Annotated in this window: 17 protein-coding genes and 1 pseudogene; 2 read left to right on the top strand and 16 right to left on the bottom strand. The window is 65.2% G+C overall.

Going from position 1 to position 19,271, the window contains the following annotated elements:
• Positions 1-80: 80 nt before the first annotated feature.
• The 4 genes from J4G43_RS50930 to J4G43_RS50915 are packed head-to-tail and all read right to left on the bottom strand — an operon-like array spanning position 81 to position 4,679.
• Positions 81-467: an MAPEG family protein gene (locus tag J4G43_RS50930; protein ID WP_166347945.1), complete on the bottom strand. Its 387-nt coding sequence runs from the start codon at positions 465-467 to the stop codon at positions 81-83.
• Positions 468-494: 27 nt separating this feature from the next.
• The gene (locus tag J4G43_RS50925; protein WP_208083584.1) at positions 495-1,577 is read right to left on the bottom strand and encodes a lipocalin-like domain-containing protein; all 1,083 of its coding nucleotides are present in this window, start codon (positions 1,575-1,577) and stop codon (positions 495-497) included.
• Positions 1,567-4,029 carry an FtsX-like permease family protein gene (locus J4G43_RS50920; RefSeq protein ID WP_208083583.1) on the bottom strand — a complete coding sequence of 821 codons (2,463 nt, stop codon included), beginning with the start codon at positions 4,027-4,029 and terminating at the stop codon, positions 1,567-1,569. Before J4G43_RS50920 ends, J4G43_RS50925 begins: the two co-directional genes overlap by 11 nt.
• Positions 4,026-4,679, bottom strand: coding sequence for an ABC transporter ATP-binding protein (locus J4G43_RS50915; protein WP_208083582.1), 654 nt, complete (start codon positions 4,677-4,679; stop codon positions 4,026-4,028). The genes J4G43_RS50920 and J4G43_RS50915 overlap by 4 nt, the downstream gene beginning before the upstream one ends.
• Before the next feature lie 146 nt (positions 4,680-4,825).
• On the opposite strand from J4G43_RS50915, the gene J4G43_RS50910 reads away from it, so the two are divergent.
• Positions 4,826-6,163, top strand: a complete 1,338-nt coding sequence (locus J4G43_RS50910) for an MFS transporter (protein WP_208083581.1) — start codon at positions 4,826-4,828, stop codon at positions 6,161-6,163.
• Positions 6,164-6,371: 208 nt separating this feature from the next.
• Here J4G43_RS50910 and J4G43_RS50905 read toward each other — a convergent pair.
• The 11 genes and pseudogenes from J4G43_RS50905 to soxX form a co-directional block, all read right to left on the bottom strand.
• Positions 6,372-8,086: pseudogene (locus J4G43_RS50905) on the bottom strand (N-acyl-D-amino-acid deacylase family protein).
• Positions 8,087-8,273: 187 nt separating this feature from the next.
• The gene (locus J4G43_RS50900) at positions 8,274-9,479 is read right to left on the bottom strand and encodes an MFS transporter (protein WP_208083580.1); all 1,206 of its coding nucleotides are present in this window, start codon (positions 9,477-9,479) and stop codon (positions 8,274-8,276) included.
• A gap of 266 nt (positions 9,480-9,745) precedes the next feature.
• On the bottom strand, positions 9,746-9,913 hold the full coding sequence (locus tag J4G43_RS50895; RefSeq protein ID WP_208083579.1) for a hypothetical protein: 168 nt from the start codon (positions 9,911-9,913) through the stop codon (positions 9,746-9,748).
• Between the two features lie 81 nt (positions 9,914-9,994).
• Complete coding sequence (locus tag J4G43_RS50890) at positions 9,995-11,032, bottom strand: MBL fold metallo-hydrolase (RefSeq protein WP_085403993.1); 1,038 nt, start codon at positions 11,030-11,032, stop codon at positions 9,995-9,997.
• Positions 11,033-11,366: 334 nt separating this feature from the next.
• A complete protein-coding gene (locus J4G43_RS50885; RefSeq protein ID WP_208083578.1) occupies positions 11,367-11,825 on the bottom strand; it encodes a DsrE family protein in 459 nt (152 codons plus the stop codon).
• Entirely contained in the window at positions 11,822-13,573 is a 1,752-nt protein-coding gene (soxB, locus tag J4G43_RS50880; RefSeq protein WP_208083577.1) for a thiosulfohydrolase SoxB, read from the bottom strand. Before soxB ends, J4G43_RS50885 begins: the two co-directional genes overlap by 4 nt.
• A 56-nt stretch (positions 13,574-13,629) precedes the next feature.
• The gene (locus tag J4G43_RS50875; protein ID WP_208083576.1) at positions 13,630-13,935 is read right to left on the bottom strand and encodes a hypothetical protein; all 306 of its coding nucleotides are present in this window, start codon (positions 13,933-13,935) and stop codon (positions 13,630-13,632) included.
• Positions 13,932-14,792: a sulfur oxidation c-type cytochrome SoxA gene (gene soxA / locus J4G43_RS50870; protein WP_208083575.1), complete on the bottom strand. Its 861-nt coding sequence runs from the start codon at positions 14,790-14,792 to the stop codon at positions 13,932-13,934. The genes J4G43_RS50875 and soxA overlap by 4 nt, the downstream gene beginning before the upstream one ends.
• The gene (gene soxZ, locus J4G43_RS50865; protein ID WP_028151967.1) at positions 14,792-15,103 is read right to left on the bottom strand and encodes a thiosulfate oxidation carrier complex protein SoxZ; all 312 of its coding nucleotides are present in this window, start codon (positions 15,101-15,103) and stop codon (positions 14,792-14,794) included. The genes soxA and soxZ overlap by 1 nt, the downstream gene beginning before the upstream one ends.
• Positions 15,104-15,113: 10 nt before the next feature.
• On the bottom strand, positions 15,114-15,599 hold the full coding sequence (gene soxY, locus J4G43_RS50860; protein WP_208083574.1) for a thiosulfate oxidation carrier protein SoxY: 486 nt from the start codon (positions 15,597-15,599) through the stop codon (positions 15,114-15,116).
• Positions 15,600-15,636: 37 nt separating this feature from the next.
• The gene (gene soxX, locus J4G43_RS50855) at positions 15,637-15,993 is read right to left on the bottom strand and encodes a sulfur oxidation c-type cytochrome SoxX (RefSeq protein ID WP_028151969.1); all 357 of its coding nucleotides are present in this window, start codon (positions 15,991-15,993) and stop codon (positions 15,637-15,639) included.
• Positions 15,994-16,239: 246 nt separating this feature from the next.
• Here soxX and J4G43_RS50850 point away from each other — a divergent pair, with 246 nt between their 5' ends.
• Positions 16,240-16,911: a DUF938 domain-containing protein gene (locus tag J4G43_RS50850; protein WP_208083573.1), complete on the top strand. Its 672-nt coding sequence runs from the start codon at positions 16,240-16,242 to the stop codon at positions 16,909-16,911.
• 116 nt (positions 16,912-17,027) lie between these two features.
• Here J4G43_RS50850 and J4G43_RS50845 read toward each other — a convergent pair whose 3' ends face one another.
• Positions 17,028-19,094: a prolyl oligopeptidase family serine peptidase gene (locus tag J4G43_RS50845; protein ID WP_208083572.1), complete on the bottom strand. Its 2,067-nt coding sequence runs from the start codon at positions 19,092-19,094 to the stop codon at positions 17,028-17,030.
• Positions 19,095-19,271: the final 177 nt, after the last annotated feature.

Raw genomic sequence — 19,271 nt, 5'->3', positions numbered from 1 at the left:
AAACTATTCCCTGTGGGTATGGGTCCCGGATCGGCGCTCCGCTTGTCCGGGACGACGGCGGAGTTTGTGGCCGCCGCGCCTCACACCATCCGCAACACCACCGCCCCCAATGCCCCCGCCCACAGCGCAATCGCCGCAATGCCCTGGATCGCAAAGCCCGGGCCGCGCTTTGCCGCCGCCTGCGAATAGCCGATGAAGTAGACGATGCGGCCGATGATCCAAACCGCGCCGATTCCCGCTGCACTGGCATCGCCGATATAGATCGCGAACAGCCAGAGCGCCGGCAGGAAGACCGGCATCCATTCCAGCGTGTTCGCCTGAATGCGGAAGGCGCGCTCGAAGTCCGGATGGCCCGACATCGCCGGCACCTTGACTCCGGTCTTGGTGCGCGCGCGCGAGACGTTGATGCAGGTGAACATGTAGAATGCGATCGCCAGCAGCGTGACGAGGGCGGTGAGGTGATACATCGCGGATCCTTTTGAGGAGGTCGTGCCTCAATAGCCGGTCAGCTCGAGATAGCCAACGCCGTCATGCGTGCCGGCAAAGCTGATTGGCCCTTCCCAATAGGAGAAGCCGGTCCCCATCCAGGCTTTTGGGTTAAGCGGCTTGCAGGCAATCGAAAATGATCGTGAGGGGATCGCGATCTGCCATTCCACCGGCAGCTTGCGCCCCGCGATCTCGGCGGTCGCTTTCGGACTCATCTGGATATCGCCACCCGCGATCATCTGCGTGTCGCCCGCGGCGCTGATCCAGTTGCCGAACGGATACTCCTGGCCGTCCTTCTGTCGCAGCCGGTACAGCATCAGCTTGTCGCCGGACGCGAGATGTAGCGACAGCCAGTCCCAGCCGGTCTGGTCGGCATCGAGCGGCTGGCTGCTCCACTCGCGGTCCATCCAGGCCTGGCCCGAGACATCGACGGATTTGTCGTCGATCGTGAGGCTGCCGCGGGCGCGGTAGAACGGCTGGCTGTAATAGTAGGACGCCTGCCCGCGCTCGGACTTGCGGCTGAAACCGTGATAGCCCTGCAGCACCACGGGACGATCGGCTTCTAACGTCAGCGCGTAGCTGAAGTCGGTGCCCGATGCTTTCAGCGCCAGCGGTGCCAGGGCGCGATCGTCGGTGCGCTCAAAACCCTTCATCTCCCAATCGTCGATCCACGCCGCAAATGGCTTTGCGGTGACGCCGGCCTGTCCAATGCCGCCGCGTGCAGACACCTCGCTGAAGCGGTGAGTATCGGCGCGCGTCACCGCCGCATGCGCCATCCAGATCTGCTGATTGGCCCAGCCCTCTCCTTGCGGGCCCGGCCGCGCGGCCTGGCGGAACAGCGTAAATTGCAGGCCGCAGGCCGCTCCGCTGCTATCGACGAGGTTCGCGGTGAGATACCACCATTCGATGCGAAACTCCGGATGCGGGCCGTGATCGGCCGGGAAGCTGAACGTCTTTCCCGGTGTCACCTTCGCGAAGCCGTCGGCGGTCTCGCCGAGCCCGGCATAGCCTTGCGCGCCAGCGCGGCGGGCAGCAGCGAGGGCGGCGATGCCGCCGGCGAAGGCGCGCCGCGAAATCTTGTCAGCGCTCATTGGCAAACACCTTGACGAGGCTCGCCGGCTGCATCCGCGCCAGTCGTATCATCGGCAGCAGCGCGGCAAGCAGCGAAGCGATCAGCGCGACCGCGACCAGCTCCACCAGCTGCAGCGGAAACACGTGGAACGGCAGCCGCCAGCCGAACGCCTTCACATTGACGATCGCGATCAGGCACCACGCCACCAGCAATCCGAGCGGTACGGCCAGCAGCGCCGTGAACAGCGCAACCGACAACGTCTTGGTCAGTTCGATCGCGGCAAGGCGCGGCCGGGTGATGCCGATCGCCCACAGCGGCGCGAGCTGCGGCAGGCGTGAATTCGCCAGCGTCAACAGGCTGGTCAAGAGCGCAATGCCGGCCACGCCGAGCGTGAACGCATTGAGCGCCGACGTCACCGCAAAGGTGCGGTTGAAGATGCGGATCGATTCCGCCTTCACCGTCGCCTGATCGGCGACGCTGCGGTCGTCGAGCGCGAATTGCTTCTGCAACGCCGCGATCAGGCCGGGGATATTTTCCTTCGCGACGATCAGGCCGATGCGCGTCTGCGGCGTCTGCGGAAAGTGCCGGATCAACGCCGCGACGTTGACGGCGAGCTGCCCCTTGGGGTTGCCGTAGTCGGCATAGATCCCGGCGATGTCGAGCTCCCAGGTGCCGCCCGGCGCCGGCACCTCGATGACATCGCCGACGCGGACGTTGAGGCGGCGGCTCAACTGCTCGCTGATGAAGGCGGCATTGCCGGGCACGAGCTGGGTCCAGGCGCGCGGCGCGGTCTCCAGCAGCGGCCAGCGCTCGCGATAGAGCGCGTGATCGGGCAGGCCGAGCAACTCGACCGGCTGGCCCTGCACCTGCGTGTCGGCGCGTCCGCCCGACAGGATCGCCTGCACGTCGCTGCGCTCCTTCAGCCAGCTCCGGATCGCGACGCCTTGCGCATTGTCGGAGGCGCTGATGTAGACGTCGGCGGCAAGCCGCCCGTTGAGCCAGCCGACGAAGGTGCGGCTGAAGGTCTCCACCATGGTGGACACCCCGACATTGACGGCCAGCGCGAGCAGCAGCGCCATCAGGGCCAGCGACAATCCGGAGAGCTGTTGCCGGCTGTCAGCCCAGAACCACAGCGCGAGCGGTCCCTTCGCCCAGCGCTGGCCCACGAGCAGGATGATCTCGAGGAAAGCAGGCAGGATCAGCGCCGCACCGAACATCAATGCGGCCAGCACGCCGAATCCCGCAATCAGCGATTGTCCGTAGTGCAGCAGCAACAGCGCGACCGCGAACACGGCGCAGGCCGCGCCGCTCTGCAGGACCAGCCAGCGGCGCTGCCGCTGCTGCCAGGCGTACGGCTGTGCGGTCGCCAGCACCGGCATCCTGATCGCCTTGATCAGGCTGGTCGCCGCGGCCACCAGTGCACCCGCAATGCTGATGCCGATACCGGCGAGCCACCATTCGGAGCGCAGGGTGAGCTGTCCCGGGATCTGCGCGCCATAGAGCCCGCGCAGCGACGCCGCGACGTCGGGCAACAGCGCAGCCGCGATGAAATAGCCGCAGACGAGCCCGATCAATCCTGCGACCAGCGCCAGCGCCACCAGCTCGATCACCAGCACCGTGTTGACCAGCCGCGCCGAGGCACCGCAGGCCCGCAACGTGCGCAGCATCGGCAACCGCTGCTCGAAGGCGAGGCCGACGGCGGAGTTGACGATGAAGAGACCGACGAAGAACGACAGCAGGCCGAAGGCGGTCAGGTTGAGATGAAAGCTGTCGGTGAGGCGCTCCAGCTCCGTCTCCGCATTCGGCTCGACCCGCTGCAACTGCTCGCCAACGATGCTGGCCAGCGGCGCCGGCTTGCCCTTCGGCTTGCCGATCAAAAGCCGCGACACCTGGTCCGGCTTGTTCAGCAGCCGCTGCGCGACGCCGATGTCGACGACGAGCACGCCGGACACGAGCTGCGGCAGCACGCGCAGCGGCGGCAGTTTTGCGCCGTTGCTGCTCGGCGGTGCCGCGCCTTCCTGTTCCTGCAGATCGGTCAGCGTCTCCCGCGCCACCAATGTCTGGCCGGGCGGCGCAACAAAACTGCTCAAATCCGAGGCGCCAAGGCGTGGCGCGTTGCCGACATCGGCCGGCATCGTCACCGGCTCGATGCCGAGCAGCCGCACCGAACGCCCGTTAACCTGGACGCGGCCTTCCAGCACCGGCGAGACCGGCCAGCCCGCGCGGCGAAGTTTTATGAACAGCTCCTGCGAAAAGGTCGCGGCATCAGGCGCCACCAGCATCGCCGTGCGCACGCCGCCGAACGTCGCCGCCGCGCGGTCATAGGCATTGCGGGCCTGCTGGTTGATCGCCTGCACGCCGCTCCACAGCGCGGTCGCCGCGATCAGCCCGATCAGCAGCGTCGCGAACTGCATCTTGTGCCGTCGCCAGTGGCTCAGGAGCACCGCGAGGACCCACAGCGCGCGCCTCATGCGATCCGTCCCGCATGCAAGGTGACGTGGCGGTCAAGCGTGCCGGCGAGATGCAGGCTGTGTGTCACCATCAGGAAGCCGCAGCCGGTGCGGGTGACGAGATCGCGCGTCAGCGCCAGCACGTCGTCAGCGGTATCCTCGTCCAGATTGCCGGTCGGCTCGTCCGCGAGCAGCAGTGAGGGCTTTGTCGCCAGCGCCCGGCCGATCGCGACCCGCTGCTGCTGGCCGCCTGATAATTGCTCTGGATAACGCTTGAGCAGATTGCCGAGCCCGAGCCGCTCGATCAGCTCCTTTGACCATGCCGCATCGTGACGGCCGGCGATCCGCGCCTGGAAGGCGAGATTGTCGGCGACCGACAGGCTCGGGATCAAATTGTACTGCTGAAAAACCAGGCCGATCCGGTCGCGCCGCAGCTCGGCCCGGCCCGCGTCCGAGAGCTTGGTGACCTCGGTGTCCTCCAGGCGAATTGTGCCGCTGTCGGCGGCATCGAGACCCGCAATCAGGTGCAACAGCGTGCTCTTGCCGCTGCCGGACTCGCCGGTCAGCGCGACGCGCTCGCCGGCCTTGAGGTCGAGGTCGACACCGCGCAGCACATGGACCGGCTCGCCGGCCGAGGAGAAGGTTTTTGAGAGGTTTCGGATGCTCAGCAAGGTCAATGCGCCGGACGGAATTAACTCAATGCTGCGTAGCACACTTGCCGTGGAAATGCCGGGGTTGCGTTGGCCTTGAAGCCGTTGTTAGCTCCCAAAACGGCCAAATCAAAAACGTGCCGACAAAAAGACATACGGGGAGATTGATGAGCGCTCAGGGAACGCCCGACGTTGCGGGCAGGACGGCAGGGGAAACCAAGGCAACGCCGAAGGGCGCCTGGACCGTCACTTTTCTCCTCTTTCTCTTCATGGTGGTGAACTTCGCGGACAAGATCGTCGTCGGTCTCGCCGGCGTGCCGATCATGACCGACCTGAAGCTCGATGCCGAGCAATTCGGCCTGCTCGGCTCCTCGTTCTTCTTCCTGTTCTCGATCTCGGCCATCGTGGTCGGCTTCATCGTCAACAAGGTGCCGACGCGCTGGGTGCTGCTGACGCTGGCGGTGATCTGGGCGCTGGCGCAGTTCCCGATGGTGGGCACCGTCTCGTTCACCACGCTCCTGATCTGCCGCATCGTGCTCGGCGCGGGCGAAGGACCTGCCTTCTCGGTCGCAGCCCACGCCATCTACAAATGGTTCCCCGACGAGAAGCGCACGCTGCCGACCGCGATCCTGTCGCAAGGCTCGGCCTTCGGCGTCATCCTCGCCGTGCCGGCGTTGAACTGGGTCATCGTCAATCACTCCTGGCACTACGCCTTCGGCGCGCTTGGCGTTGTCGGCCTGCTCTGGGTCTGTGCCTGGCTGACCTTCGGCAAGGAAGGCCCGCTCGAGGATACGCAGGTTCTCGCCGTCACCGAGCCGAAAATCCCTTATGTGCAGCTGCTGACCTCGCGCACCTTCCTCGGCTGCGTGATCGCGACCTTCGGGGCCTATTGGGCGCTGTCGCTCGGCCTCACCTGGTTTACGCCGTTCATCGTCAAGGGCCTGGGCTTCTCGCAGAGCCAGGCCGGCTACGTCTCGATCCTGCCCTGGGTGTTCGGCGCGACCGTCGTCATCCTCACGGGGTGGGTCTCGCAGGTGATGATGGCGCGCGGCTACACGACGCGCATCTCGCGCGGCGTGCTCGGTTCGGTGCCGCTGATCATCGGCGGCCTGATCCTGGCGATGATGGCGCATGTGCAGGGTGCTGGCCTGCAGATCGCGCTGCTCGTCGTCGGCTCCGGCCTGTGCGGGGCGATCTACGTCGTCTGCCCGCCGATGCTCGGCGAGTTCACCCCGGCGTCGCAGCGCGGCGCGGTCATCGCGATCTACGGCGCGCTGTACACGCTGTCGGGCATCATCGCGCCGAACGTGATGGGCAGCGTGATCCAGCGCGCCGGTAACATGGTCGACGGCTACCTGACCGGCTTCACCATCAACGCGGTGGTCATGGTCGGCTCCGGCGTCATCGGTCTGATGCTGCTCTGGCCGAACACGGAAAAGGCCAGGCTGACCCGTGGTGCGGCTCCGCAGGCCGCGGCACTGAAGGGCGCGGTGTCGCCGACGTAAGGGGGCGACGCTGCCGGCCACAACCACAACTGTCGTCCCGGACAAGCGAAGCGCAGATCCGGGACCCATAACCACAGGCAGTGGTTTGGCGAAGACTCGGAGTTACCAGCCTAGCTCCACAACCACTTCTTGTGGCTATGGGTCCCTGCGTTCGCAGGGACGACACTGAATGTGAGGCGCGGTCTTCGCGCCTCACTCGCAATCTTCGCTACTGCATCCCCTGCGCACCCCGGATCAACTTCCCCGGTCGCCTTCCCGTGGCCTCGCCCTGCCGCCGCGTCACCACGCCCGACACGATCGTCGCGTCATAGCCGTCGACATCCTGCAACAGCCGCCGCCCGCCGACCGGCAGATCGTAATGCACCTTCGGCGGATGCAGATGCAGCCGGTCGTAGTCGATCACATTGACATCGGCTTTATAGCCGGGAGCAACCAGCCCGCGATCGGTGAGGCCGACCGACAGCGCGGTCTTGCGCGACTGCGCGGCGACCACGAAGGGAATCGTGAGCTTCTCGCCGCGCGTGCGGTCACGCGTCCAGTGCGTCAGCAGATAGGTCGGGAAGCTCGCGTCGCAGATGATGCCGCAATGCGCGCCGCCGTCGGAGAGGCCCGGCACCGATTGCGGATCGATCAGCATCTCGCGCGTCGCGTCGAGATTGCCGTCGGCATAGTTGAGGAAGGGCACGTAGAGCATGCCGCGGCCCTCATCCGACAGCATCGCCTCGTAGGCGAGCTCTTCCGGCTGGCGGCCCTGCTTGCGCGCCTGCGGCCCCAGCGCGTTCTCCGGCGGCTGCTCGTAATCGGGGGGATCGCCGAGCAAAAACATCTTGTCGTAGTTGGGCCGGAAGAACAGCGGATCATCGGTCGCGGTCGCCGTCTCGCTCAGGATCGCCTTACGCACGTCCGGCTGATGCAGCCGTGCCAAGCGCTCCTTCAAGGGCAAATGCGCGATCGCCTTGTAGCTCGGATGGGTCTGGAACGGATTGCGTGACAGCTCCAGCCCGAGCAGCAGGCCGACCGGGCGCGCCGCGATCTGCGCGGTGATGGAGAGGCCGCGTTGTGCGGCCGCATTGATCTCGTCCAGCGTCTGGCGCCAGCGGTTTGGCGCCTTGTCGTTCTGCGTGATCGAGAACGAGATCGGGCACTTTGTGCTGTCGGCGACCCGCAGCATCATCGGCAGATCTTCGTGGAGGGTGGAGAGGTCGAGCACGAATTGCAGCACGCTGCGGCCTTCGCGATGCATCGCGCCGGCAATGGCGGTGAGCTCGTCCTCGCCGGCCTTCAGCGTCGGCGTGAAATCGCCGGTCGAGGTGCGGTGGTTGAGCGTGCGCGAGGTCGAGAAGCCCAGCGCGCCCGAGCGCACCGCCTCGCCCGCGAGCTTCGCCATTGCCGCGTTGTCCTCGGCCGTCGAGGGATCGCGGCGCGCGCCGCGTTCGCCCATGACATAGACGCGTAGCGCCGCATGCGGCAGCTGCGCGCCGACGTCGATGTCGAAATCGCGCTTCGACAGCCAGTTCATGTAATCCGGAAAGCTTTCCCACGCCCAGGGAATGCCGGCGCTCAGCACGGGCTCCGGAATGTCCTCGACGCCCTCCATCAGCTGGATCAGGCGGGTGTGGTCGGCGGGCTTGCACGGCGCGAAGCCGACGCCGCATTGCCCATGATCGCCGTGGTGACGCCGTTCTGCGACGACGGCGTGATGTCCTGGCTCCAGGTGACCTGGCCGTCATAATGAGTGTGGACGTCAACGAAGCCGGGCGTGACGAGCTTGCCGCGCGCGTCGATCTCTTCCTGTCCCTTCGCGGAGATCTTCCCGACCTCGGTGATCTTACCGGCGGTGATGGCGACATCCGCCTCGAACAATTCGCCGCCGCTTCCATCCGCGACGGTGCCGCCGCGGATCACGAGATCAGGGGTACTCATGGTGTTTCTTCCCGTTTGTTGTTTTGCGTTTCTCGATCCGTCGTCCCGGACAAGCGAAGCGCAGATCCGGGATCCATAACCACAGGGAGTAGTGTTGCGAAGACTCGGAGTGACCAGCTTCGCGCGACGATTGCTCCCTGTGGTTATGGGTCCCTGCTCTTAGCAGGGACGACGACTGAATTCTTGGCTACGCCTTGGCAGGCTTCCGCTCCGTGAACGGCGACAGCACCACGGTCGCGACCATGAAGATCACGGACGCCCCGAACACCCAGTGCGGCGCGCTCTGGTCCATGATCCAGCCGAACAGCAGCGGGCTGACGATGCCGCCGAGATTGAAGCCGGTGGAGACGATGCCGAAGGCGCGGCCCGCCGCACCGGGAGGCGCTGCGTTGCGCACTAGCATGTCCCGCGACGGCGCGATCACGCCGGAGAGGAAGCCCGCAGTCGCCATCGTGACGGTCAAAGCCCAGCCCGGCAGTGTCACCAGCGCGATCAGCAGCACGATCAGCGCATTTGCGGCAAAGCAGGCGGCTGCGACATAGCCATGGCGCTCGGTGTAATCAGCGAGGAAGCCGCCCGCGAGCACGCCCACAGCGCTGGAGCCGAGAAACGCCGTCAGCGCCACGTTGGCGGCGGAGTAGGACGCGCCGTAGCCGCTCATCAGCGCCACCACGCCGAAATTGTTGATGCCTGCGACCGACAGGCTAAGCAGCATGAACAGCGCGGTGAGCGTGATCAGCGCCGGCGTGATGACGGCCTGCTTGGGCAGGTTCGCGTTGCCCGGCTTGGTCTTGTGCGCGCCGGCATCGGGAATGTTCATGACGATCAGCAGCAGGACCACCAGCACGGCGATCGCGCCCGACGCGATCAGCGCACCCGTACCGCCGGAGACGGTGACGAGCGCCGCGACGATTGCCGGCGCCACGGCGCCGCCGAGATAGCCGGCAAAGGTGTGGACCGAGAAGGCACGGCCCATCCGCGCCTCGTCCATATGCTCGGCCAGGATGGCGTAGTCAGCGGGGTGGTAGACGCTGTTGGCAAGACCCAGCAGCACCGCGCAGGCAATCAGCGAGGCATAGCTGAGGTGCAGGCCGAGCAGGATCAGCGCGAAGCCGCCGAGCGCGAGCCCGCCCAGCAGGATCTTGCGCGCGCCAAAATGGTCGACGAGATAGCCGGTCGGCGCCTGCGTCAGGCCGGATACGACCGCAGAGACGGTGAGCGCGAAGCCGAGCTCGATATAGCCGACGCCGAGCTGGCTCTTCAGGAACGGAAACAGCATCGGCAGGACCAGCAGATGGAAATGGCTGACCCAATGCGCGATCGAAATCCCGGTCAGCGTGCGCAGCGCGCTGTCCGCCTTGCCTTGTTGCGGTGCGGCGAGAACGTCGACCATTGCAGTTCCGTTTCACGTCCTAAAGGGAGCGCAAACTATCGGGGAGAGCGGTTATTTGTCCATGAACGCAGGCGCATGGCAGGTAGCGCGGGTGGGGCGCTGTCCTCGCTGTCGTCCCTGCGAACGCAGGGACCCATAGCCACAGGGAGGAGTTTGGCGGAGGATCGCCGTTCGGTACGGCGACCTATCACAATTGAGATATCACGCGGTATGGGTCCCTGCGTTCGCAGGGACGACATGAGAGGGTGGGGCGAGCTTCACATCCCTCACAACGGCTCGTCATCCGAACCGTAGCGGTCGCGTTTCGGCGTCGCGATGTCGCCGTCGTCGTAATCGTCGTCGTCGAGCGGAGGCGAGGGCTTCTTCGCCTTTTTGTCCGCTTGTTTGTCATCAGCGACTTTGGGCGGCTTGCCCGGCTTGCCAATCTTGGCCATGGGTGATCCCGGATGGTGATGCGTCATCCGCTTCTACCCCGAAAATATGTGCGGTTCCTGACTTACCGCAAGAAGGGGGCGTCAGTGCACCACAGGGCCGCCGGCCTTCTTCCAGGCATCGATGCCGCCGGCGATGTGGGCGGTGTTGGAAAGGCCGGCTTCCTTGGCGGCGGCGACAGCCATCGCCGAGCGTTCGCCGAAGGCGCAGAAGAACACGACGCGGCGGCCGGTGGCGGCCGCGACCTCGCGCAGCATGCCGCCGGGCTTCAGACTGTCTTCAACGGACGGGTAGGGCGTATGCAGCGCGCCTTCGAGCATGCCGTGCTTCATCCGCTCATTGGTCTCGCGCAGATCGACCAAGAGGATATCGGGACGGCCGAGCGAGCGGATCGCCTCGACGGCGCTGACTGCACGGCCCTCTTTCTCCAGCTCCTCCTGATGCAGGCCGACATGCATGTTGGCGGGCACCGCGACGTCCATCATCTTCGGATTGGGCAGCTTCAGGTTCGCCATCAGCTCGATATATTCGTCGACCGAACGCACCTGGAGCCGCGGATTGTAGCGCTTCTCCTCGCCGATGGTGGAGACGGTGTCGCCCTTGTAGTCATGCGCCGGGAACACCATCGTCTCGTCCGGCAGCTTGAGCAGGCGATTGAAGATCGACTCGTATTGCGCGCGCGACGAGCCGTTCTGGAAATCGGTGCGGCCGGTGCCGCGGATCAGAAGCGTGTCGCCGGTGAAGACGCGGTCGCCCATCAGATAGGAATAGGAATCGTCGGTGTGGCCGGGCGTGTACATCACGTCGAGCGACAGGCCCTCGATCGTCACCTTGTCGCCGTCGGCGACCCGCATCGCCACAACGTCGGCCTTGGTCTGGTCGCCCATCACGGTCATGCAATGGGTGCGGTCGCGCAGCTCGCCGAGCCCGGTGACGTGATCGGCATGCAGATGGGTATCGACCGCCTTGACCAGCTTGAGGTCGAGTTCGCGCAGCAGCTGGCAGTAACGGTCGACCTTCTCCAGCACGGGATCGAGGATCAGCGCCTCGCCACCGGGGCGGCTGGCGAGGACATAGCTGTAGGTGCCCGAAACGCTGTCGAAGAGCTGGCGAAAGATCATGGCAAGACCCGGCGTGGAACTGGTTTCGAGGATTCTACTACGCCAGAGGCTGGAAAGAGAAGCAATTCACTGTGTAGACGAGAAAAGTTAGAAGATTTTTGTTCTGCGTGGTGGGGCCGCGGCCGGATCGGCAGAGCCGGATTGCGCGCCCGAGAGCCGTCAGGGACGCCATGGTGTTGCCCCACCCACCGCTGTCATTCCCCGCGAAGGCGGGGAATCCCGTACGCCGCGGCTTCTCCGTACCCCTCGCTGTCTCTGGAATACTGGATCGCCCGCTTTCGCGGGCGATGACAGTGAGTGTGTTGCAGGGACGTGCCACAAACTCCGGGCACCCCTACGGCCGCACCACCGTGTACCCATTCTCCGCCAGGAACAGGATCTGCCCGACGCCCACCTGCACCGGCGTCGCAGCGGGGATGAACTCCGGCCGGTTTCCGGTCTCCCGCTCGATCGTGTCGACCATGTTGAGGCAGATATCGAAGCGCACGCCCTGCACGATCAGGCTTTCGACCTGCTTGCGGCGCTCGCTGCCGGTGAACAGAAGATCAATGCCGGGACCGAACGCCACCACCTCGATCGCGACCTTGTCCGGATCGTAGGCCTTCAGGAGATTGTTGGCGACGCTCAGCACCAGCGCGTGCTTCTTCGCATCGCCGTCGGAGAGCTGAAGCACGATCTTGTGCTCGGCGAACGGCTTGTCCTGGAGCGGCACCTGCTGCGCCGAGGCCCATGGCGTGGCGGCGAAGGCGAGCGCCGCCAGCAGCATCGCGCAACAGATTTGCGATCGCATCATCCCTGTCCTGCAATGCCTGGATTGCCCTCGACGCCCTTCAGCGTCACGCCGGAGCCGAGCCGCTCCTGAAACATCCGGCCCGAGCGCAGATATTTGGCGACGACATCCCACACCGGTGCGCCCTGCTGGCCGTTGACCGAGGCCCAGCCCGCGACCTTGTAGCGGTTGCTCGCGCTGAGCGCCTTGCCGCCATTGAGCTTCAGCTCGGAGATGCGGCTGCCGATCGCAGCCGTCGGCGTGCAGGTGTAGCTGAGCCCGCCGGCGCGCACCATGTCGCCGCCCTGCTGGTAATAGGGATCGGGGTTGAAGAGGTTGTCGCAGATGTCTTCCAGCACCTCCTTGATCTGGGCGCCGGTCATCTCCTGCACATAGGTCTCGGGATAGGTGATCGCGGTTTCGGCGAGCACATCCTCCATGGTCAGCGGCTGGCCTGACAGTGCGGTGACGCCCCAGCGGAAGCCCGGCGACAGCGCGATCTCGGCGTCGAGCTCGCTGCGCAGCGCGGTGCAGATCAGCTCGTCGACCGGGCCGGCGAAATTGTCGCGGCGATACAGCAGGCGGTCGGGCGTTGCGATCTTCTCCGACCAGTCGGTCACATGCGGCGCGCGCACCCGGCCGATCAGCTCGGCCATGCCAGGGTCGGGCTTCAGCAGTTCGGAATAGACCGGCAGCAGATGGTACCTGACATCGCCGACCTTGCCCTTGTCGAGCGCGAGATCGAGGACGCCCAGAAATTTTCCGTTGGAGCCGGCATTGGTGACGAGCGTCGTGCCGCTCGCGTTCTTCACCGCGATGGGCTGCGGAATCGCATCATGGGTATGGCCGCCGAGGATGACGTCGATGCCGGTGACGCGGCTCGCGAGCTTGAGATCGACGTCCATGCCGTTGTGCGACAGCAGGACGACCGCATCGACCTTCTCGGTGCCGCGCAAGGCATCGACATGCTTCTGCAACTCCTCCTCGCGGATGCCAAAAGTCCAGTCCGGCGTGAACCGCTTGGGATGCGCGATCGGCACATAGGGGAAGGCCTGGCCGATGATCGCAACACGATGGCCGCCGAGCTCCTTGATCATCGAAGGCTTGAACACGCGCCCGCTCGCCTTGTCGAAGGCGGGGGCGTCGTTGAACGCGGCCTCCTCGGTCAGGAAGACGTTCTGCGCCAGAAACTCGCCCTTGAAGCGCTCGAGATTGTCGCGCAGCGCCTGCTCGCCATAGGTGAATTCCCAGTGCCCGGTCATCGCCTCGATGCCGAGCAGATTGGCGACCTCGACCATGTCGCGGCCCTGCATGATGTTGGCAAGCCCGGTGCCCTGCCAGAGGTCGCCGCCGTCGACGAGCACGGAGTGCTTTTCGCCGGCATCGCCGCGCAAGCGATCGATCAGCGTCTTCAGATGGGCGAAGCCGCCGAGCTTGCCGAAGCGGCCCGCCGACTTCTCGAACTCGAAGCAGCTGAAGGCATACGCATCGGCGCTGTCGGAGCGGATCCCGAACCGTTCGAGGAAAGCGCGGCCAACCAGATGCGGCGGCCGTCCCGCCATCTCGCCGATTCCGATATTGACGCTGGGCTCGCGGACATAGACCGGGTTGAGCTGCGCATGCGTGTCGGTGGTGTGCAGGATGCGCGCATTGCCGAACCGCTCGAGGTCGTAAATGCTCGCAGTCTCGGCGCTGCGCGCGAGCCGCGGCAGGCTGAGCGATGTGGCGACAGCAGCGGTGCTCTTCAGGAAATCGCGGCGGCGGATGGCCATCCAGAAATTCTCCGCGCCTCTCAACGGCAATTCGACGGTTCCACGAGATTTTTAGTCTAGCGGATTTCCATCGCCTTCCACGCCTCTTTTTCTGACGTCGCCTGGAAGATCGAGGCCTTCGCCAGCGCCTCGGCCTCCCTCGAAGCGGCAACCGCGCGGTCGAAATCGCCGCCGTCGGCCGCCTTCTTGGCTGCCGCCAGCGCAGATACGGTCACGGTCCACTGGTTGCGCATGCCGGCTGCCTCCTTGGAGGCGGCCTCCGCAGCGGCATAGGCCGCCTTGTAGTCCGCCTCGTTTGCCGCGCGCGCTGCTGGCGCGAGGCTCAATGCGAGCAACATGGCGAGAGGAAGTGACAGCTTCATGGCCGCGCTCCCGGCCCGGAAATCGGTAGGCCGTTGGCGACGTAGGAGAGGAAATATTCGACGTCGCGATATTCATCGGCCTGCGGCTCCAGCGGAACCGCGCGGGTCTGGCTGTTGCAGGTGACGAAGCGGCGGCTGGTGGTGCCCATCCCGCTCCATTCCGAGCGGTAGATCGGCATCGCGTTCAGAATGCCGAGCGCCGGTGCCAGGATCTCGGCGCGGATGCGCTCGCCGGGGCTCTGCACATGGCAGCTCGCGCAGGAGAAATTCATCTGGCCGCGGCGCGTGTAGAAGTAGCGCTTGCCGTTCTCGTACGCGGCGAGCGCGCGGGGATCATCGGGAATCTTGATGTCCATCGGCTTGCCGCGCGAGGTGAACGCCATGTAGGCGGTCAGCGAGGCCATCTCGTCCTTGACGTAGGAATAGGGCGCCTCGCCATTGGCCTCGCGGCAGCGGTTGAGCGCGAGCTCCAGCGTGACGACCTTGCCTTCCCCAGTGTCGAAGTAAGGATAGTTCTGGCGGATGCCGATGCCGCCGTTCGGGAAGCAGTCGGCATAGGTCTTGCCGTTCTTGAACGGGGTCGCGAACATCTCCTTGCCGGCGTCGAGCGCGAACTCGTAGGGCGGGAATTCCTCCTCCTGCCACTGCCGCTTCATGTCCTCGTTCATCGAATAAGGACCGTTGACGAAATCCTCGTGCTTCACGGTCGGAAACTTCTGGAAGAAGAAGTTCTGGAACGCTTTCGCATCGGCAACGGGATCGACCTTGTCGGCCGCGATGACGCGCGGCGAGGTGAGGGCGAACGCGACCAGCGCGGCGCTCACCGAACCAAGCAGGAGACAGAAGCGGACATTCATCACGAAATCTTCGCAGTGGTCGTGTCCGACCCGCCCTTGTTGTCGGTCCAGGAGACCTTGAGGTCGTCGCCCTTCTTGGCGCCCTTGAAGCTGAACTTGACGTAGGGGTCCTTCGAGACCGCGGTGCCCCAATCGGCGACGAAGACATCCTTGCCGTTACATTCGAACTTCAGTCGCTGGATGAAGTGCGCCGGAATCACCTCGCCCTTGGCGTCCTTGACCAGGCCGGTGTCCATGGGGTGCTGGATCAGCACCTGCACCTCGGTGATGTCGCCGTTGGCCGTGGCGCGGACGCGAATGCTGGATGCCATCTAAATTCTCCTAACCGCCGCAGCCGCCGACTGTGACTTTGACTTCCTTGGTCGCGCTGTAGTGCTTGCCGTCGGCTTCCACGATCGCGGTCACGTTGGTGGTCTTGGCCATCTTCAGGCGGTTGGCGACAGCGGGGATCGTGCCATCGGGAATCTTGTAGCTCGCCGCGAGCGCGCTCGGATTCTCGGCCACGAAGAACGAGATCGAGGTGACCTTGTCGAGCGTCGTCGTCACCGAGATCGGCACCACGCCGCCGTTTTCGGCGATCTCGGGTGCGTCGAGCTTGACCTTGTCGGACGGCTCGGCGGTCTTGCCGTAGAGCGCCTTGATCGCGTCCGCCTCGCTCTTCTGCTTGAATGCTTCCTCCGGATATTTGTCGTTGGCCGCTGCACGCGCGGGCGCGAACGGCAGGTTGCCGAGGCCGAGCAGCGCGACGCCGGCTGCGCCCTGAAGGATCAGGCGCCGCGTCGGATGAGGGCCGGTGGTGATGGTCATCTCGAATCTCCTGGACATTCTCTTGGCGTGCCGGCGGTCACAGGGTCTGGAGGAAATCAACGATCGCGCTGATCTCCTGCTCGGTCAAAATCCGGTTCCGGCCGAACGGCGGCATCATGGTCTGCGGATTGCGCTTGGTCTCGTCGAAGATGATCGCGACCAGCTCGTTGCGATCAGGGTATTTTGACTTGATGTCCTTCAGCTCCGGTCCGATCGTGCCCGGCAGGTCGCCGCCCTTGATGACGTGGCAGGTCAGGCAATTGCCCTTGCCGCGGTCGAAGGCGAGCTTCTGACCGTCAGCCACGGCGGATTGCGCCCGCGCGGGGCCTGCGGCAAGGCCGGCGGCGATCGCCAGCAGGACGTAAAGGACGGGCGTCCGTGGAAAGGCGGTCAAGGTGTCATTCCGAGGCGTTATGTCGATGATCTCGTTCGCGGAAATATAGTGTTCCAAAGCACAAAGGGCATCGGCTGACAATCAAGACTATGCGCGCGGCAAAATGGAGTTAATATCTTCCGCATTGCAACTAAAGAGCTTATTTGTCCGGCGGATTCGGGCCAGGGGTGCTGGCCGGCTGTTTTCGGGGCGTTTGGGCGCCCATCGTGTTTTTTTCCCGTTCTCGTTTTTTCAAGGGGACCTCAATTGGCTGAATATGTCGTCGAATTTGGCAGGGACGGCGGACGGGTCGAGTCGGATGGGCGGCTCGATGCACCGGCATTTCATCGCAATCACGAGCCGCTCTGGGCGGCGCTGGAAAAGCATCTCGCAGGCCTGACCGGCAACGTCGTGGAGCTCGGCAGCGGAACTGGCCAGCACGTGGTCCATTTCGCGCAGCACACGCCCGGCATGATCTGGTGGCCGAGCGACCTCAACCAGCGCCACCTCAAGAGCATCGAGGCCTGGCGCGTTCATTCGGGCCTGCAAAACATCCGCTCGCCCCTGCGGATCGATCTCACCGACCCTGACTGGTGCCCGGAGATGCGAAGCGGGCAGGGCCCGACGAGTCTTGCCGCATTGTTCTGTGCCAACGTCATCCACATCGCACCGTGGAGCGTGGCCGAGGGCCTGTTCGCCGGCGCCGGCCGTTACTTGAGGGCCGACGGCAAGCTGTTCCTCTACGGCCCGTTCAAGCGCGACGGCAAGCACACCGCGCTCAGCAATGCCGTGTTCGACACCTCGTTGCGCGAAGGCAATCCCGAATGGGGCGTGCGTGATATCAGCGACGTCGAGACGCTCGCACGCGGAGCGGGGCTGAGCCTCGTCGATACGATCGAGATGCCGGCGAACAATCTCACGCTGGTGTTTTCGCGCTAGGAGTTCGTCATGCCCGGGCTTGTCCCGGGCATCCACGTTCTTCGTGCGGTGGGGTAAGGCGTGGATGGCCGGGTCAAGCCCGGCCATGACGATGCGGAAGCGTCAGCGCCCGAACGCTAGCCTTCATCCTTCCACCCGATCCTGTCCTTCAAGAACCGGAAGCCGATCACCTCGAACCCCGCGCGCTCCTTGTTGTCCTTGCCGTAGCCGTGGCCGCCGGCCTCCGGCTCGTAGAACCAGGCCTCGTAGCCCATCGCCTGCAGCTTTGCGGCCATCTTGCGCGCGTGACCGGGATGAACGCGGTCGTCGCGCCGTGTCGTGGCGATCAGGATCGGCGGATAGGACTGGCCGGCCTTCACGTTGTGATAGGCCGAGTAGGTCTTCAGCCACTCCCACTCTTCGGGTTTATCAGGGTCGCCATATTCCGCGATCCAGCTCGCGCCCGCGAGCAGTTTTGTGTAGCGGCGCATGTCGATCAGCGGAATGGTGCAGAACAGCGCGCCGAAGCGCTCGGGGTAGCGCACCAGCATGTTGGTGATGAGGATGCCGCCGTTCGATCCGCCTTGCGCCGCGATCCGCTTTGGCTGCGTCACGCCGCGGCGCACGAGATCGGCGGCCACGGCCGCGAAATCGTCATGCGAGAGCTTTTTGCCGGCGAGGCGCCCGGCATCGTGCCAGCGCGTGCCGAACTCGCCGCCGCCGCGCAAATTCGCCTGCACGATGGTGCCGCCGCGCTCGAGCCATAGCTTGCCGAGCGAGGGGTTGTAGTACGGCTTCACCGCATGGGCGAAGCCGCCATAGGCGCTCATATAGACCGGCGCATCGCCGGTCTCGCCAGCGGGACCGGTCTGGACATAGGGAATGCGCTCGCCGTCGATCGAGATCGCCTCGTGCTGTGTGACCACGAGGCCGTCGGCGGTGAACGTCTTCGGCGCCTGCTTCAGCACGGTCGGGCTTGCGACGCCGCGCTCCAGCAACAGCAGCGACGGCGGCGTGAGCGGGTCCTGCACATTGGCGAGCAAGTCGCCATTGCTCTCGGACGGATGGCGATCGAGCGGCCAGATATCGACGACGCCGATCTCGGGGAGGCCGGGAAGCGTCTCGCGGCTCCAGCCCGTCGCTGATGGCGTGCAGATCTCGAAGCGCGGCCTGAGCTCGTCGAGGATCGACAGCACCAGCTTGCCGCCCGCCCAGAACAGGCCTTGCAGGGCGCGCCGCGGCGCCGGCTCGAACAGGACCGCGAAATCGCGGTGGCCTGAAAGGAACGCGGAGAGCGAGATGCCGAGCACGGTGTCGGTGGCATAGGTACGCCCCGCGACCTGCCAGTCCTTGCGCAGCTTCATCGCGAACCAGTCGCCATGGGCCTGCATCCAGATGCCGGTCGGCAGATCGAGCTTCGTCGTCGTGCCGGCCGCATCGCGCAGCCAGATCGCGTGATTGAAGAAGTCGATCTGGTCGACGATCCAGACCCGCGGCGCCGGTCCCGTGTCGTCGGCCATGCCCGACATCGCCATGTGATCGGCAGTGGTCTCGAGGATCGTTTGCGCCTGATCGACAGGCTGGCCGCGCTGCCACACGCGAACGGTCCGCGAATATCCGGAAGTAGTCGCCATGCCCTCGCCATGGGCGCTCGACAGCAGCAGCGTATCGGCATCGATCCAGTCCACGCCGCCCTTGGCCTCCGGCAGCGTAAATCCGTCCGCAACGAAGCTCTTCGTGTCGAGGTCGAATTCCCGCAAGGTGACGGCGTCGCTGCCGCCGCGCGACAGGCTCAGAATCGCCCGCGAGTGTCCCGGCATCGTGGCGATCCCGCTCAGCAGCCAGTCCTCGCCTTCGCTCGCCGCGAGCTGGTCGATGTCCAGCATGATCTCCCACGCCGGATGCGGTTTGCGAAATTCCGCCAGCGTGGTTCGCCGCCACAGGCCGCGCGGGTTGGCGGCATCCTTCCAGAGATTGTGTAGATCGCTGCCGCGCCGGCTGACATAGGGGATGTTGTCGGGACGATCGTAGATCGCCGCGAGGACATCGCGGTCGCGCTCGAAGGCCGCGCCCCCGAACGCGGCGAGCGTCAGTTGATTCTGCCGCGCGACGAAATCGAGCGCCTGCTTGCCTTCGATCTCCTCCAGCCAGAGCCAGGGATCGTCGTCGGGAGCGCTGAGCGTGGGCCGGTCGTCGACGGACATGAACGATACTCCCAGAGGTCGCGGCGGATAGGATTTGATCGAGCGCAAGCCGTCAATAGCGCGGGCCGGTATCATCCGCCCGATTGCGTCAGGGGCATGGCCTGCGCCCGTTTGCGCCGGTTGCCCGCCCTCCCACGCCCCTCCATAGTGCCGGGAATCAACAAGGCTCTTGTGAGC

It is taken from the genome of Bradyrhizobium barranii subsp. barranii (assembly GCF_017565645.3).
In the GTDB taxonomy this organism is placed as follows: domain Bacteria; phylum Pseudomonadota; class Alphaproteobacteria; order Rhizobiales; family Xanthobacteraceae; genus Bradyrhizobium; species Bradyrhizobium barranii.
This window is presented reverse-complemented; position numbering and strand designations above follow the sequence as displayed.

Coding starts and splice junctions, on each gene's coding strand:
- J4G43_RS50930 (WP_166347945.1), bottom strand. CDS start 467: ATGTATCACCTCACCGCCCTCGTCACGCTGCTGGCGATCGCATTCTAC.
- J4G43_RS50925 (WP_208083584.1), bottom strand. CDS start 1,577: ATGAGCGCTGACAAGATTTCGCGGCGCGCCTTCGCCGGCGGCATCGCC.
- J4G43_RS50920 (WP_208083583.1), bottom strand. CDS start 4,029: ATGAGGCGCGCGCTGTGGGTCCTCGCGGTGCTCCTGAGCCACTGGCGA.
- J4G43_RS50910 (WP_208083581.1), top strand. CDS start 4,826: ATGAGCGCTCAGGGAACGCCCGACGTTGCGGGCAGGACGGCAGGGGAA.
- J4G43_RS50900 (WP_208083580.1), bottom strand. CDS start 9,479: ATGGTCGACGTTCTCGCCGCACCGCAACAAGGCAAGGCGGACAGCGCG.
- J4G43_RS50895 (WP_208083579.1), bottom strand. CDS start 9,913: ATGGCCAAGATTGGCAAGCCGGGCAAGCCGCCCAAAGTCGCTGATGAC.
- J4G43_RS50890 (WP_085403993.1), bottom strand. CDS start 11,032: ATGATCTTTCGCCAGCTCTTCGACAGCGTTTCGGGCACCTACAGCTAT.
- J4G43_RS50885 (WP_208083578.1), bottom strand. CDS start 11,825: ATGATGCGATCGCAAATCTGTTGCGCGATGCTGCTGGCGGCGCTCGCC.
- soxB (WP_208083577.1), bottom strand. CDS start 13,573: ATGGCCATCCGCCGCCGCGATTTCCTGAAGAGCACCGCTGCTGTCGCC.
- J4G43_RS50875 (WP_208083576.1), bottom strand. CDS start 13,935: ATGAAGCTGTCACTTCCTCTCGCCATGTTGCTCGCATTGAGCCTCGCG.
- soxA (WP_208083575.1), bottom strand. CDS start 14,792: ATGAATGTCCGCTTCTGTCTCCTGCTTGGTTCGGTGAGCGCCGCGCTG.
- soxZ (WP_028151967.1), bottom strand. CDS start 15,103: ATGGCATCCAGCATTCGCGTCCGCGCCACGGCCAACGGCGACATCACC.
- soxY (WP_208083574.1), bottom strand. CDS start 15,599: ATGACCATCACCACCGGCCCTCATCCGACGCGGCGCCTGATCCTTCAG.
- J4G43_RS50845 (WP_208083572.1), bottom strand. CDS start 19,094: ATGTCCGTCGACGACCGGCCCACGCTCAGCGCTCCCGACGACGATCCC.